15 protein-coding genes are annotated in these 13,489 nt (G+C 69.0%); 6 read left to right on the forward strand and 9 right to left on the reverse strand.

Going from position 1 to position 13,489, the window contains the following annotated elements; all coding sequences use genetic code 11:
• Positions 1–8 precede the first annotated feature (8 nt).
• A complete protein-coding gene (locus OV208_RS30380) occupies positions 9–584 on the reverse strand; it encodes an RNA polymerase sigma factor (protein WP_267577442.1) in 576 nt (191 codons plus the stop codon).
• A 95-nt stretch (positions 585–679) separates the two neighbouring features.
• Here OV208_RS30380 and OV208_RS30385 point away from each other — a divergent pair, with 95 nt between their 5' ends.
• A complete protein-coding gene (locus OV208_RS30385) occupies positions 680–892 on the forward strand; it encodes a hypothetical protein (RefSeq protein ID WP_267577443.1) in 213 nt (70 codons plus the stop codon).
• 107 nt (positions 893–999) lie between these two features.
• On the opposite strand, the gene OV208_RS30390 is transcribed toward OV208_RS30385, so the two are convergent.
• The gene (locus tag OV208_RS30390) at positions 1,000–1,425 is read right to left on the reverse strand and encodes an OsmC family protein (RefSeq protein WP_267577444.1); all 426 of its coding nucleotides are present in this window, start codon (positions 1,423–1,425) and stop codon (positions 1,000–1,002) included.
• A 227-nt stretch (positions 1,426–1,652) separates the two neighbouring features.
• On the opposite strand from OV208_RS30390, the gene OV208_RS30395 reads away from it, so the two are divergent.
• Positions 1,653–2,000, forward strand: coding sequence for a hypothetical protein (locus OV208_RS30395; RefSeq protein ID WP_267577445.1), 348 nt, complete (start codon positions 1,653–1,655; stop codon positions 1,998–2,000).
• A 43-nt stretch (positions 2,001–2,043) separates the two neighbouring features.
• Here OV208_RS30395 and OV208_RS30400 read toward each other — a convergent pair whose 3' ends face one another.
• Both OV208_RS30400 and OV208_RS30405 read right to left on the reverse strand, forming a co-directional pair.
• A complete protein-coding gene (locus OV208_RS30400) occupies positions 2,044–3,354 on the reverse strand; it encodes a PQQ-dependent sugar dehydrogenase (protein ID WP_267577446.1) in 1,311 nt (436 codons plus the stop codon).
• A gap of 595 nt (positions 3,355–3,949) precedes the next feature.
• A complete protein-coding gene (locus OV208_RS30405; protein WP_267577447.1) occupies positions 3,950–5,194 on the reverse strand; it encodes an FAD-dependent oxidoreductase in 1,245 nt (414 codons plus the stop codon).
• Between the two features lie 920 nt (positions 5,195–6,114).
• On the opposite strand from OV208_RS30405, the gene OV208_RS30410 reads away from it, so the two are divergent.
• From OV208_RS30410 to OV208_RS41280, 4 genes are all read left to right on the forward strand, one after another.
• Positions 6,115–6,486: a hypothetical protein gene (locus OV208_RS30410; RefSeq protein ID WP_324291428.1), complete on the forward strand. Its 372-nt coding sequence runs from the start codon at positions 6,115–6,117 to the stop codon at positions 6,484–6,486.
• Between the two features lie 143 nt (positions 6,487–6,629).
• Positions 6,630–8,174, forward strand: a complete 1,545-nt coding sequence (locus OV208_RS30415) for a hypothetical protein (protein ID WP_324291429.1) — start codon at positions 6,630–6,632, stop codon at positions 8,172–8,174.
• Positions 8,174–8,527, forward strand: coding sequence for a DUF2019 domain-containing protein (locus OV208_RS30420; protein WP_267577538.1), 354 nt, complete (start codon positions 8,174–8,176; stop codon positions 8,525–8,527). The genes OV208_RS30415 and OV208_RS30420 overlap by 1 nt, the downstream gene beginning before the upstream one ends.
• Before the next feature lie 199 nt (positions 8,528–8,726).
• Positions 8,727–8,870, forward strand: a complete 144-nt coding sequence (locus OV208_RS41280) for an SDR family oxidoreductase (protein WP_324291430.1) — start codon at positions 8,727–8,729, stop codon at positions 8,868–8,870.
• A gap of 254 nt (positions 8,871–9,124) precedes the next feature.
• Here OV208_RS41280 and OV208_RS30430 read toward each other — a convergent pair whose 3' ends face one another.
• The 5 genes from OV208_RS30430 to OV208_RS30450 form a co-directional block, all read right to left on the reverse strand.
• Entirely contained in the window at positions 9,125–10,024 is a 900-nt protein-coding gene (locus tag OV208_RS30430) for a hypothetical protein (protein ID WP_267577448.1), read from the reverse strand.
• 16 nt (positions 10,025–10,040) lie between these two features.
• On the reverse strand, positions 10,041–10,199 hold the full coding sequence (locus tag OV208_RS30435; RefSeq protein ID WP_158624979.1) for a hypothetical protein: 159 nt from the start codon (positions 10,197–10,199) through the stop codon (positions 10,041–10,043).
• Positions 10,200–10,208: 9 nt separating this feature from the next.
• Positions 10,209–10,427 (reverse strand): hypothetical protein, encoded by a 219-nt coding sequence (locus tag OV208_RS30440; protein WP_120539113.1) that lies wholly within the window; start codon positions 10,425–10,427, stop codon positions 10,209–10,211.
• Positions 10,428–10,452: 25 nt separating this feature from the next.
• On the reverse strand, positions 10,453–11,088 hold the full coding sequence (gene trhA, locus OV208_RS30445) for a PAQR family membrane homeostasis protein TrhA (RefSeq protein WP_267577449.1): 636 nt from the start codon (positions 11,086–11,088) through the stop codon (positions 10,453–10,455).
• Positions 11,089–11,227: 139 nt separating this feature from the next.
• On the reverse strand, positions 11,228–13,399 hold the full coding sequence (locus tag OV208_RS30450; RefSeq protein WP_267577450.1) for a methyl-accepting chemotaxis protein: 2,172 nt from the start codon (positions 13,397–13,399) through the stop codon (positions 11,228–11,230).
• Positions 13,400–13,489 lie beyond the last annotated feature (90 nt).

A 13,489-nucleotide genomic window follows, 5' to 3' on the forward strand; every position in this document is an offset into this window, starting at 1 on the left:
CTCATGTCTCAATCCCACCGTCCGGCGAGCACCCGTTGGAGGAGCTCCCGCTTGATGCGCCCTCGAAACCGCTCCAACCGCATCGTGATGGTGCTCTTGCCCACGCCCAGCTGTTCGGCGATCTCCCGCGCGGACAACTGTCCCTCCAGATAGAAGAGCTGCACGGTCTTCTTCTCCTCGCCCTCGGGCAGCTCGCAGATGAGCTGCCGCACCACCGCGATGTCCCGCTCCACCTGGAGCGCCGGGGGCAGGGCCGGCACGGTCTCCGGTTCGGGATCCGCCAGCGCTTCTTCCATCCGCCGCAGGGCCGTGCGGCGCTCCAGCTTTGTTCGCGCCCGGTTGCGCGCGATGGTCAGCAGCCAGGGCGTGAAGGCCCCGGCCTCCTTCAACCGGGGCAGCCCCCGGAACGCGCGGACGTAGGACTCCTGGAGGACGTCCTCCACCTCATCCGCATCCAATGTGCCGAAACCCGCGACCAGACGTGCGACCAGCGGCCGCGTGCGGCGGTAAAGTTCACCGAAGGCGGACTCCTCCCCCTGCGTCGCCCGCCGAACCTCGTCCGCGAATGCGTCCGTCTCACCCACCTGTGTGAAAGACCCCCATCGTGGCGAATCGGCCACAGGCCCTGATTCTGGAGCGGGCTACAATTGTCGGCCTCACCCCCACAGGAGGGTTTCACATGAGGCACGTGTTCGTTGCACTGGCGGCGATGGGCTTGCTTGCGACCGGATGTGGTTCGTCGGCGGGCAGCGAGGATTCCATGCTGGACACGGGCTCGGTGAAGCAGGAACTCACCCCCTGTATGGCCAACTGCTACGCGGGCTGTACCGGGGGCACCGTGCCGGTGAACCAGTGCAAGGCGGAGTGCCGCGCGGAGTGCGCGGGCTCCTGAGCCACCTGCGCCCGGGCGCGCTTGCGGCTCCCGGGCCCTGAAGCGCGAAGGCCCCTGGACGGCACCGTCCGGGGGCCTTCTTCGTTCAACGCGGAGGTGGAGGACTGTCAGCTCGCGAGCTTTGCCTTGAGCGTGATGTTCACGCCGGCGAGCGCCTTGGAGACGGGGCAGTTCTTCTTGGTCTCCTCGGCGATCTGCTGGAACCGGGCGTCATCGGTGCCCGGGACGGAGACCTCGGTGCTCAGCGCGATGGTGGTGATGGCGAAGCCTTCGCCCTGCTTGTCCAGGTGCACGTCCGCGTTCGTCTTGATGCTGGTGGGCTTGAGGCCCGCCTTCTCCAGCCCCAGCGACAGGGCCATGGAGAAGCACCCGGCGAGCGCCGCGCCAATCAGCTCCTCGGGGTTGCTTCCCTGCTGTCCTTCGAAGCGGGTGCCGAGCGAGAAGGGGACCTCGGAGGCGTGGCCGGGCTTCATCGAACCCTTGCCGTCCTTCAGGCCACCGGTCCACTGCGCACTGCCCTTGCTGATGCCCATGGCGTTCGTCTCCTGAGGGTGAGCGCGGCAACCTGCCGCGTCTGCATTTCTTGCCGCGCCGCAAGGTAGGGCGCGGGTCCCTGGCTGACAATTCCTGGCAGCACCCGACATCGGGTCGTCAACCCTTCGGGCGACAAGGTTTTCGATACGGGGCTTGCGTGGTTCGCATCACTCTGCCGGACTGCGGGCGCGAGGCATTGTTGCCTCCATCACCTGGAGTCTCCCGCATGCGAAACATGATTCGCGCCCTGGTCCTGATGAGCGTCACCGTGGGCATCCTGTCGGCCTGTGGCCCCGCGTCGGAGGTGGATGAGGCGCCCGCCGCCATCAGCGTGGACACGCAGGTTGAACAGGAGATTGGTGACACGCCCAACTGTGGAATGGATGGCCAGCTCCAGGGGCAGATCATCTGGGGCGCTACGTGCAAGGCGTGTACGGAGGTGGGCGGTGACGGCAGCTGGCCCCGGGGCGCCTACGGCCGGCCGGGCAACCTCCACCAGCGCTGCTGCTACGGCACCACGTGTGGCGCGTGGAAGCTGATCCGCCCGGTCTGCGAGAGCTGCGAGCTGAACTGATGCCGCCGGGGGCCGCGGCGTCGTGCCGCGGCCTCCTGTGCCTTCAGCGCTTCGCGGATACCTTCCACAGCGTGTTGCTGGCGTCGTCCGCGACCAGCAGCGCGCCGTCCGCCAGCACCGTGATGCCCACCGGGCGGCCGTGCACCTGGGCCCCGGCCGCGTCGGCGATGAACCCGGTGAGGAAGTCCTCCGGCGGACCCGAGGGCTGGCCGTCCTGGAATGGCACGAAGACGACCTTGTAGCCGGACAGCTCCGCGCGGTTCCACGAGCCGTGCTGCCCGATGAACGCACCGCCCTGGTACTTCTTCGGGAACGCCTGGCCTTCGTAGAACGCAAGCCCCAGTGATGCGGTGTGCGCGCCCAGGGGCACGTCCGGCACCAGCGTCTTCGCCACCAGATCCGGCCGTTGACTGGCCAGGCGGGGATCCTCGTTCGCGCCGAAGTACGCGAAGGGCCAGCCGTAGAAGCCGCCGTCCTCCACGTGCGTGAGGTAGTCCGGCACCAGGTCCTCGCCCAGGTTGTCGCGCTCGTTCACCACCGTCCACAGCACACGGGTCCCCGGCGCCCAGCCCATGCCCACGGGGTTGCGCAGGCCGCTCGCGTAGATGCGCTCCCCGGTGCCGTCCGGGTTGAGCTCCAGGATGTTCGCGCGGCGCTCCTCTTCCTTGAGGCCGTGCTCGGCCACGTTGCTCGCCGAACCCACGGAGACGTAGAGCTTGGAGCCGTCCGCGTTGGCCAGCAGGTTGCGCGTCCAGTGGTTGTTGTAGCCGCCCGCCGGCAGCTCCAGCAGCTTCGTCCCCGGGGCCTCGAGCTTCGTCGCTCCGGCGGTGTACGGGTAGCGCCAGACGCCATCCGTGTTGGCCACGTAGAACTGGTCGCCCAGGAGCAGCATGCCCAGCGGCTGCTTCAGGTCCTCCAGGAAGACGTCGCGCGTTTCGGGCGTGCCGTCATGGTCGGCGTCGCGCAAGAGGGTGATGCGGTTGGCGCTGTTGCCCAGGTTCTGCGAGCGCACCTTGCCGGACTCGATGGCTTCCTTCTTGTCCTGTTCGTCCTTGAACTCGGAGCTGGCCTCGGCGACGAGCACGTCCCCGTTGGGCAGCACGTACGTCCAGCGCGGGTTGCGCAGGTCGCCCGCGAAGCGCGTCACGTCGAAGCCCGCGGGAGCCACGGGGCGCTTGCCCTCCGGCCAGCCGACGACCGAGCTGTAGCGCTTCACATCGAAGCGGGGATCCGGCGCGGGCAGGGCCGGCGCCTGTCCCGAGGCGGACAGGGACGGCGGAGGAGAGCGGTGCGCGCAGGCCGTCAGGAGCAGCGCGGCCGCCACGCAGGGCGGGCCTCGGAAGAATGGGGGCATGGGCTTCTTCCTCTAGGGAGAAGCCTCCCTCCCAGGCGATGACTGGATGTGGGGCGCCGCGCCCGGGTGTTGAGTTGTGGGAAGCCCGGGCGCCTGCTGCTCAGCGCAGGACATGTGGCCCCGCTGAGGCGCGGCTCGCATGGCCCCGTCCTCCCGTCAGTTCGTGCTCGTGCGAGCGGAGGGGGGGCGTGCCCGCGTGGGAATCTCTCCGGTCTCCGCCAGGCGCTTGAACTGGCGCGGGACCTTCAGCGACCCCAGGGGTGGATCCCCTGGTAGAGCAGGGCGCCGCTGGCCAGGGCCACCACCGTGCCACCGAAGGACCGGCGTCTCAGTCCCAGTGACACGAGCGTGCTGGCGACCACCGTCGAAGCCGCCCGGCCCCAGTGGCCCGGAAGGAGGTCCCCCTGGGGGCGGGTTGCCTGGGGTCCGAGGTCCCGTGGGGCCTCTGTTCGTGAAATCCGCATGGGGTCCTCCCGTCCGGGCGCGCGTGGGATGTGGCACGTTCGCCGGGCTCTTCCGGGGACGCTTGGGGCCGGGAGGTCCCAGGACAACTGGCCGGGTGCGAGGGCCGCTGGAGCTGGCTGCCCGGCGTGCCTCAGCGCGAGGGCGAAGCGGCTGGCGTGGCCGGCGTGCGCACGTGCTCGGGCCGGAAGCCCATGCCCACGATGCGCGCGGGGACGCGGCGCAGGGCGGGCACATGCTGGACGAGCCACAGGGGCAGGGGCAGCCCCTTGCGCGTCGACGGGGTTTGCAGCGCGGGGCCCAGCACCCGGTCCTGGATGAACACCTGGACGCTCTGCGTAAGGCGCGTGGGCAGCTCCCGCCGCTGCTGGACCCGGCGCAGATCCTGGGGTGTCACGCGGCCCTGGCGCAGGGGCGCGGCGAGCAGGTTGGCGGCGGCGACGGCGTCCTGCACGGCGAGGTTGATGCCCACGCCGCCCACGGGAGACATCGCATGCGCCGCGTCCCCGATGCAGAGCAGGCCGGGCTGATACCAGGTGCGCAGCCGGTCCACGCGCACGGTCAGCAGCTTCACGTCGTCCCAGCTTGAAATCTCCCGGGCCCGGTCGGCCATGAAGGGGGCCAGTTGCGCGAAGTCGTTCTGGAAGGCGTCCAGGCCGCGCTGGCGCAGGCTTTCGAAGGCGCCCTTTTCGATGACCCGACCGCACTGCCACTGGTCGCCGCGGTTGATGAGGATGAAGATCTGACCGCGCTCGAAGCGGCCCATGGGTTCCGACGGATCTCCCGGTTTGCGCGACACGCGGAACCAGAGCACGTCCATGGGCGCGCCCAGTTCGTCCACTTGCAGGCCGGAGTGCTTGCGCACGGCGGACGAGCGCCCGTCGGCGGCGACCACGAGCGGGGCGCGCACCTCCAGGGTGCCTTCGGGGGTCCGTGCCTGGACACCGACCACCTGCCCCTTGTCGCGCAGCAGGTCCGTCACCTCCGTGCGCCGGTGCAGGTGGAAGCCCGGCCAGGCGGAGGCCTTGCGCGCGAGGAAGTCGAGCAGGTCCCACTGGGGCATGAACGCGATGTAGCGCGCGTGCGTGGGCAGGTGGTTGAAGTCTCCCACCACCACGTCGTGCGTGCCGCTCTGGAAGCGCAGCACGGGGGCCTTGGTGTGGGGCAGGGCGAGCAGTTCGTCCATCCATCCCAGCTCATGCATCAGCTCCAGGGTGGACGGGTGGATGGTGTCGCCGCGGAAGTCGCGCAGGAAGTCCGCGTGCTTCTCCAGCACCGTGACGTCCACTCCGGCGCGCGCGAGCAACAGGCCCAGCATCATCCCCGCCGGGCCTCCTCCCGCGATGCAGCACTGCGTGGTGATGGTTCGCGCGGCCATGGTGTTCCCCCTGCCTGGAGTGAAGCGGGCAGGGGAATCCTAACCGCGTTCACAGATGCAGGGCGCGTGTGGAGTGGATGGACAGTCAATCGGTGAAACGTTTCGGGGAAATTGTGTATGCTGCCCGCTCGCGTTGCCCCTTGAGAGCGGGTGTTCCCGTGCGCGCTCAGCGACGGCTGGCAGCGCGTCACCGTGCCTTGCGCACGAGGAGCCCACCATGAAGCGTGTTGTCGCGATGGTCGTTGGATGCGTGCTGTTTGTTGCGTGTGGTGTGCCTCCGGAGGAGGCGGCGTTGGAGTCCCTGGGCAGTCAGTCGTCCGCGTTGTGCAACACGTCGACCCCGTGCGCATACGGCCCGCCCCTCCAGTGCTCGGGCAATCTCTGTAGTTCCGTTTCGGGTGCCTCGGTCACCTGTGATGGCGTCACAGCCAACTGTGGAAGCGCCCCCGCGAGCGGATGTGTCATCAATGGCGTGACGTACCCGGACGGTTCGGAAAACCCATCCAACTCCTGCCAGTGGTGCTACGCCAACATCAGCAATACGTCCTGGACCAACGACGTGGATGGCGAGATCTCCACGGCCGTGTGCAAGAGGACCGGCGCATGGGGCTCCTGTGGGTTCGGCGAGTGCCTGGGGCGGCCCTGTGATCCCGACGGAGATGCAGAAGAATGCGTGGCAAGCTGCCGGAACGGTCAAACTATCTGCGGCTTCGGCACCAACACCGGCAGCTGAGGCCGACCTGGCGCCGCCAGGGGGCCGTGGGCTGTCCAACAACCCAGACAGGTTGACTCCGTGGCGGTGAACAATCGCTGCTCATGGCATGTCCGGCAGGAGTTCCTTGGCTGGAATGTCTCTCCTGCTGACAGTGGATCCGCGTAGGCCGGGGCCTTCGCGGTGAAACCTGGACAGGAGACAGCCGATGGATTCGGACGACAGCAACGCCCCTTCTCGCCGTCAGATCGTGGGGGGACTGGCCACCGGAATCGCCGCCGTGTTCGGTACGTCCGCCGTGGCGGCTCCGGACGGTGGGACCCGCGCGGTGGCCGCGCCGGTGCCCCTCCAGAACCCCGTCACCCTGCACCCGAAGCCCCCCTTCGCGTCCCAGACCCAGCCCTGGCCGGGCCTTGCAGGCAAGATGCAGCCCCGGCCGGACCATGGTGAGAAGAGCTACAAGGGCTCCGGCCGCCTCGCGGGCCGCAAGGCATTGATCACCGGCGGTGACTCCGGCATCGGTCGCGCCGCCGCCATGGTGTTCCCCCAGCCCGGAGTGAAGCGGGCAGGGGGATCCTAATCACATCTTCCCGCCGTCCGCCGGGCCTTGTGGGCGTTGGGTGGAATCGAACTGAGAGCGGCTCGGGATGGCACGATGGTCTCCGCCGCGCGAGCGATGTCCTCGCGGTCGGGTGGTGCAAGGAGAGGCTTTGAGTGTGAACCGTGCGGGTTGAGGTCGTGGTGGTGATCGTGGCCCTGCTCGTCACGGGCTGCGCCGGGGTGGAGACGTCCGCCGGGCGCAAGGGGGCCCGGACGCTCCGGCAGCGCGCGGCCTTCTCCTCGGATGAGCGGGGCGAAACCCGGTGGGGTGCGGGCTCGCAAGATGATGAGGCCGACGAGGAGGCGGCTCCCCAGCGTTTGCCCTCGGGGACGGTCATCATCACGACACAGCCTGGCGAGCAGATGCGGTACGCGGTGGAGCTGGGGCTCTTGAAGGTGGACACCTTCGAGAAGCTGCTGGTTCGCGCGGGCCTGGAGGACCTGGAGGAGCTGCCTCTTCGCCGCAATCCCTTCACACCCGAGGATGCGGCCGAGGTGCTGGGGCGGCTGATGGCGAAGCCGGTGACCCTGGGGACCTTCCCGCCCCGCATGGCGGCGGGTTTCCTGATGCGCGAGGTGCTGGAGCAGGGGGCCGTCTCAAGGGAGGAGATGGCCCGCCGGGTGAAACGCTTTGCCCGGGAGCAGGTGGCGGTGCTGCGGCCGGATGGCTACCTCGCGTGGGCGCTGAATGGGAGCACGCAGCAGAAGGTGGCGCCTGTCGAGTGGAAGGGCGGGGCGTTTCGAGCGGGTTACTTCGAGCTGGGGCGTTTCTACAGTGGGCGGGGAGGGGTCTTTCGTCACGTGGATGCGCAGCTGCGCGCTTCGGACTGGCGGCCGCTCGCGGAGGTGTATGACGACGCGGACGTCATCAACCGTTCGCTGGACGGCGCGGAGGATGCGTTCGTTGAGCTGTACCACGCGCTGGGACAACTCCTCTCCCGTCCCGCGGACAGCCTCGCGGGGCTGAGCAGGCTGCCGGCGGCGGTGGTCGCCCTCATCGCGTCGTCCCCCGAGTACTGGGAGCGCTTTCAATACATGACGGCCGGAGAGCAGATCCGGGAGACGGCGCGGCTGACGACAAACGTCATCCTGCTCTGTGGCACGGCGTCGGCCACGACGCGCACGTTGACACGGGCACTGGGCGGCGCGGAAGCGACGGTGCCGGTGCTGTCGCTGTCCGGTGAAGGGGCCCTGGCGTTGGAGCGTGTCGCGGTGCCAATGGGGCGCGCGGCGGCGGTGGTGAGCAGTGGCCCCGGGGCGGTCATCATCCTCCAGCGAGTCGATGACTCGTCGGGGGGAGGGGAGGAGGAGGGTGACGGAGCGCTGGTGGCTTCCACGTCGGGCGGGCCGAAGGCGTATTCGTCCTACAAGTCCTTCCGGCGAGGAATGGGCCCGGCGGGTGGTGGCAGGGAGTGGCACCACGTCGTGGAGCAGACGGACGGGAACGTGGCGCGCTTCGGACCGAGGGCGATCCACAACACGGAGAACGTCCTGCCGCTCGAGAAGGAGCTTCACAGCAAGGTGAGTGCGTTCTATTCGTCCATTCAGTACCGCGTCACAGGTTCGCAGGCACTGACTGTCCGGCAGTGGTTGAGTACCCAGCCGTTCGAAGCCCAGCGAGCCTTCGGGCTGCATGCGATGGAAAATATCCGGAAGGGAACGTGGTGATGGAGGATCTTCAGAAGAGCGTTGAAGCGTTCGCACGGCATACGGCGGCACAAACCGACTCCATCATGCGTGGAGATGCGAAGACCGGAAACAAGCACGCGAAGCAGACTCTCGCAGCCTTCAAGAAGCTCAAGGCTCATGGAGACATCGGGCGTGATGCGTTGGCAACCCTCTTCACCCATCCACGGATGGACGTGCGGACTGCCGCGGCAGCCTTCCTGCTTCGATACCGGCATGCCGAGGCAAGAGCTGTCTTGGAAGAGGCTGCGAAAGGGGAGGGGTTGATTCCCTTCGAATCCCAGGAGGCGTTGAAACGATGGGAAGAGGGGGTGTGGAGTCTGGACCCCGCGTGACGCAGGTCTGGCCTGGCACCGCACGCTGCCCGACAACCCCGGCTCAGGGTCCTCCTGGCAATCAACAATCGCTGCTCATGGCATGTCCGGCAGAAGTCCCTTGCAACTGGCCAGGCAGGGCATCCGGGTGAATGGCGTCGCGCCGGGCCCCTTCTAGACGCCCCTCCAGGTGAGCGGCGGACAGACGCAAGAGAAGCCCGTGAAGTTCGGCCAGGACACGCCCATGGGCCGCCCCGGCCAGCCGGCGGAGATCGCCTCCGTCTACGTGGCGCTCGCGAGCTCGGAGGCGAGCTACACCACCAAGCAGATCTACGGGGCCTCGGGCGGTCGCGGGCACCCCTGACGACGGCCCCCGCTTTTCTGCCGGGGTTGGCGAATCAGGGCACATCGGGTCCTCGGCACGTTAGGCTGTGGACCGCCGCTGTCCGGCGCCAGGAGACGCACCATGCCCAAGGGTCAAGAGAAGGCGAAGAAGGACAACAAGCCGAAGCTGTCGACGAAGGAGAAGCAGGAGAAGAAGAAGAAGGCCAAGGAAGAGAAGAAGAAGTAGCCCTGGCCCCCGTGTCCCTGCGCGCCTCGCCGCACGACGGCAGCGCGTCAGGGGACGCAGCCTGAATCGGCTGGACTCCAGGTCGAGCGGGAGTCCAGCGTCAGTTCCTGCCCCGCCACGGTGCCTGTCACGCCCCGGGCGGTGAGCCGGAACTCCTGCGCTGGCATCTCGCCCCAGACCTCGGTGCGGTAGATGAAGTGGCAGCCTGCGGTCCATGCGGCGTCGGGTACCGGCGCGCGGGAACCGTTGAGGCAGGGCTCCGGTGAGAAGCCCACCGTGTCGGCCCGCTCCGAGTAGCGGTCGTGCTCTCCGAAGTACGCCTTCTGGGCCGTGAAGAGCCCGCGCAGGTTGAGGGTCCCCTCGCACAAGGGCGCCGGCAGGGGCGTGCCCTCCGGCCTGCGCACGCCATGGCATTCCTCCAGGACCAGCTCGGGAGGCCACACGCGCAGGGGCTTCCCGCCCACGAAGCCATCCGCCATGGAGTACGTGAGCCCTTCGGCGATGCCGCCCACCCCCACCGCGCGGACGGCGTAGGTCGTGTCAGCGGGCGCTGTGCCGCCCACCGAGACCGCATAGCGGAAGTGACACCCCGCGAGCCAGCCAGCGTTCGGAGTGGAGACCCGGCTCCCATCCGCACAGGCCGCGGGGACGGGGAGCGGGGCGAGGTCCTCCGTCCAACGGTCCTTTTCGCCAAAGAAGTTCCGTTGCCCCTCCATCACCCCGCGAAAAGCCAGGAGCACCTCGCACCGCAGGCGCTCGTGCAGCTCCCGTGCGGTGCTGCTCGTCGCGGACGTTGCCGGGGCCGGTGCCTGGGGCCTCACCGGAGCAGGCGCGGGCCGCGTGGGCGTGGTGGACTCGGGCGCCAGGGGCTTCTCCGGACGCTCACAGCCGCCCAGCATCACGAGCGAGGACCCGATGACCGCGGCCCGGTAGGAAAGGCATTTCACCCAGGACTCCTCGGGCTCAGGGATTGGCTTTCGAAGGCACCCGGCACGCGGCATGGCCGAGGATGACGTCGCCGTCGACGGTGCTCGTCGGCGTGGGCGTCCATCCGGCGGCGAGCCGGGCGTCCAGGATTTCATCGGCCTTCGGTTGGTGGTCCCACACGGAGACCGCGTTCACGCCGCCCAGTCACGTGGTGTCGAAGACGAGGTAGCGCTCGCCTTCCCAGTGCACCACCACGTCGTGGGTGAACTCGTCCTGCACCACCACCGCCGCCACGTCGCGGGGCGGCGTCCGGGCAAACCCCCAGCGCACCACGTCCTGGAGCAGCGTCAGCGGCCCAAGCTCCCGCTCCAACTGCGCGCGCTGGACGGGCAAGAGCCCGGAGTGGTCGGTCAGGGGCACCATGTCCGCAGCATACCCGTCCGGTGGACTAACGGCCCAACACGTCCAGCAGGATGACGTAGTGCAGGGCCGCCGCGGCGATGACCATCACGTGGAACAGCTCGTGGTAGCCGAAGAACGCGGGCCTCGGGTCCGGCCACCGGCGCGCGTACACCACGGCGCCCACGGCGTAGAGCACGCCCTCGAAGATGAGCCAGCGGACCCGCACAGGCCCGATGACCCCCGACAGCCGCAGCATCACCGGCGTGGAAACGAGCCCCAGCGCGACGTAGAGCGCGGATCTCAGCCCCCGCGACGTGGAGATGCCCAGGAGCGTGAGCGTCGCGCCCGTGAGCGCCGCGCCCCACATCACCCAGAGCGACTGCCGGCTCCAGCCCCCCGCCAGGTCCAGCGTGGCCAGGGGCGTGAAGCTCCCCGCGATGAGGATGTAGATGGCCGCGTGGTCCAGGCGCCCCAGGCGCTGGTAGGTCACGGGCGTCCAGGTGGGCCAGTGGTAGGTGCCACTCACGCCGAACATCAGGACCATGCTGAAGCCGAACGTCAGGTTGGCCCCGTACTGCACGCCCTGCACGGGTGCCCGCGCCATCTGGAGGCACGCCACCAGCGCCGCGATGAACGCGAGCATGTGTGACACGCCTCGCAGCCGGGGCTTCAACTCGTCCATGGGCTGCTCCTACTCCGGGCAGGTCATGGTTTCGTCAGCGAGCGGGTGAGCGCCTGCGTCAGGGCGTCCAGGGGTGGGCACCCCCGCGCCCGGGTCCGTCCGATATCCGGCACGGCAGGGGGCCGTGCCCGCCCTGACGTCAGGCGGCCTCCGGCTGCTGTTCATCCAGCGTGCCGGACTTGAGCGCCCGGCTGGCGATGCCCGACATGCTCTCCGCCAGCGTCTGGACGGAGCGGGTGACGGTCTGCGTCTCCTCGACGACCTTCAGCGTGCGCCGCATCTGGCCGGACAGCTCCTGGATGGCCTGGGCGATCTGGTAGGTGCCCGTGTCCTGCTGGGCCACGGCTTCGGTGATCTGCCGCACGCTGCCGCTGGTGTCGCCGATGATGCCCGTGAGCTTCTGGAGCTGCGAGCCGGAGGTGCGCACCGCGTTCAGGCTGACCTGGACGCGCTGTTCGCCCTGCTCGCTCATCTTCGCCGTCTCCCGCATGGTCGCGCTCACGCCGTCGAGCACGTCGCGGATGCGCTGGGTGGCGCGGATGGATTGATCCGCCAGGCTGCGCATCTCCTTCGCCACCACGCTGAAGCCCTTGCCGCTGTCGCCGTTGCGCACCGCCTCGATGGCGGCGTTGATGGCCAGCATGTTGGATTGATCCGCCAGCGTCTTCACGTCGTCCACGATGCCGGACACTTCGCGCGTGCGCTGATCGAGCGCGAGGATGCGCGCGGCCATCTCCGACACCTCGGTGCGGATGGCCGCGAGGTCCAACAGCGTGCGGTCGATGGCCGCGCCACCTTCGCGTCCCACCCGCTCCGCGCTCTCCGCCGAGGCCGCGAGCAGGCGGGCCTTGTCGGCCGTCAGGTGCGAGCCCTGACGGATCTCCTGGACGGTCTGCTCCAGCTCCTGGAGCGCGGACGCCTGACGGCTGATGCCCGCAGTCTGCTCCTCGCTGGTGGTGCGAAGCTGCTGCACGACGGCGGCGAGCTCATCCGCGCCATGGCCCATGCTCTGGGCCAGGGCCCGCACCTCCTTGCGCCGGGCATCCAGCATCCGTGCGTGCTCCGCCAGCGAGCGCACCACCAGCGAGGAGCGGCGCGCCACGATGCCCACGAGCGACAGCGTGAGCGCGAGGAAGCCCCAGTGCACCTGACTGTCGGTGGGCTCCATCAGCCCGAGCGTGGGCAGCGTGCTCAGCAGGAGCACGAAGGTGAGGACGCAGAGGCCGGCGACGAAGATGCGCGCATCCACGTCGCCCCGCCACGCCTGGACCGCCGCGACGCCGACGCAGAGCAGGAGGCCGGGGAGCGAATAGAGGATGAAGGCGGGCAGCAGCCTCCAGACGATTCCCAGGTCGATGAGCGCGAGCACCGCCTGGATGACGGCGGGGACGGTCACCACCGCGGCGAACCGGCGGAACCAGCGCAGCTTGTCCGGACCCAGGGTATCGGAGATGAACCACGCGAGTCCCGGGAGGACGGCGTAGGAGCCCAGCAGCGTGATGACGCTGCCGCTGACCTCCGACTTCCAGAGCGCGGTGGACAGGGTGCTGGCGCCCAGCAGGAGCATGCCCGAGCCCGTTGAGAAGACCGCGAGCGCGACGAGCAGCCGCTGCTGGCGTCGCAGGATGGCGGCGCCCAGGGATGTCAGGCCGATGGCCACCAGCAGCGTCCCCATGACGAAGGGCGCCAGGCCCCTGCGCGTCTCCGCCGCGAGCACGTCATGGAGCCCACCCACCCGGGCGTCGCGCGTGACGCCAATGGCCGGCCCCGTGCCCTGGATGCGCAAGAGCACATGCCGGCCCAGGCTGGAGGGCGGCAGGGGCACCACGTGCCAGGCCATGTTCGCCATCGTCTCCTGCCCCTGGGGGGCCAGCTTCCCGCTCTTGTGGATGAGCTGTCCGTCGGCGTACGCCTCGAAGGCGTTGGCGACATTGCCGAGGAAGAGCGCCGGTTCGAGCCAGCGGCCCGAGGGCACCGGGATGCGCACCCAGAGCATCGTGCGGTCGCCCCGACCCGGCGGCTCCTTGAGCGCGGTCATGGGCAGCCAACCCTCCGTCGCTTCCGCCTGTGTCGCCCACGTGGGCACGCCATCAGGCCCCAGCGGCGAATCACCCCAACGAAAGCGCCACCCTTCGAGCGCGGGCACCGTCGTCGTCTGGGTCGGCTCCGCGTGCGCGACGGGGACCACCGCGAGGACGAGGAGCAGCGCGGTGCCCAGGGCCGCCAGCCGCGAGACATTCGACGGCCGGATGTTCTTGTTGCGAGCGAACCCGCGATGGAGGTCGAGAACGAAAAGGCAGGATTGACCCATTTGAAACAGATGCTCTAGCGCGTGGGGGTCCTCTGTAAAATGGGTCCCTGATGCCTCGCCCGCCTTGCCTGCTGGCACGCCCCCACGTCC

It is taken from the genome of Corallococcus sp. bb12-1 (assembly GCF_026626765.1).
GTDB lineage: Bacteria > Myxococcota > Myxococcia > Myxococcales > Myxococcaceae > Corallococcus > Corallococcus terminator.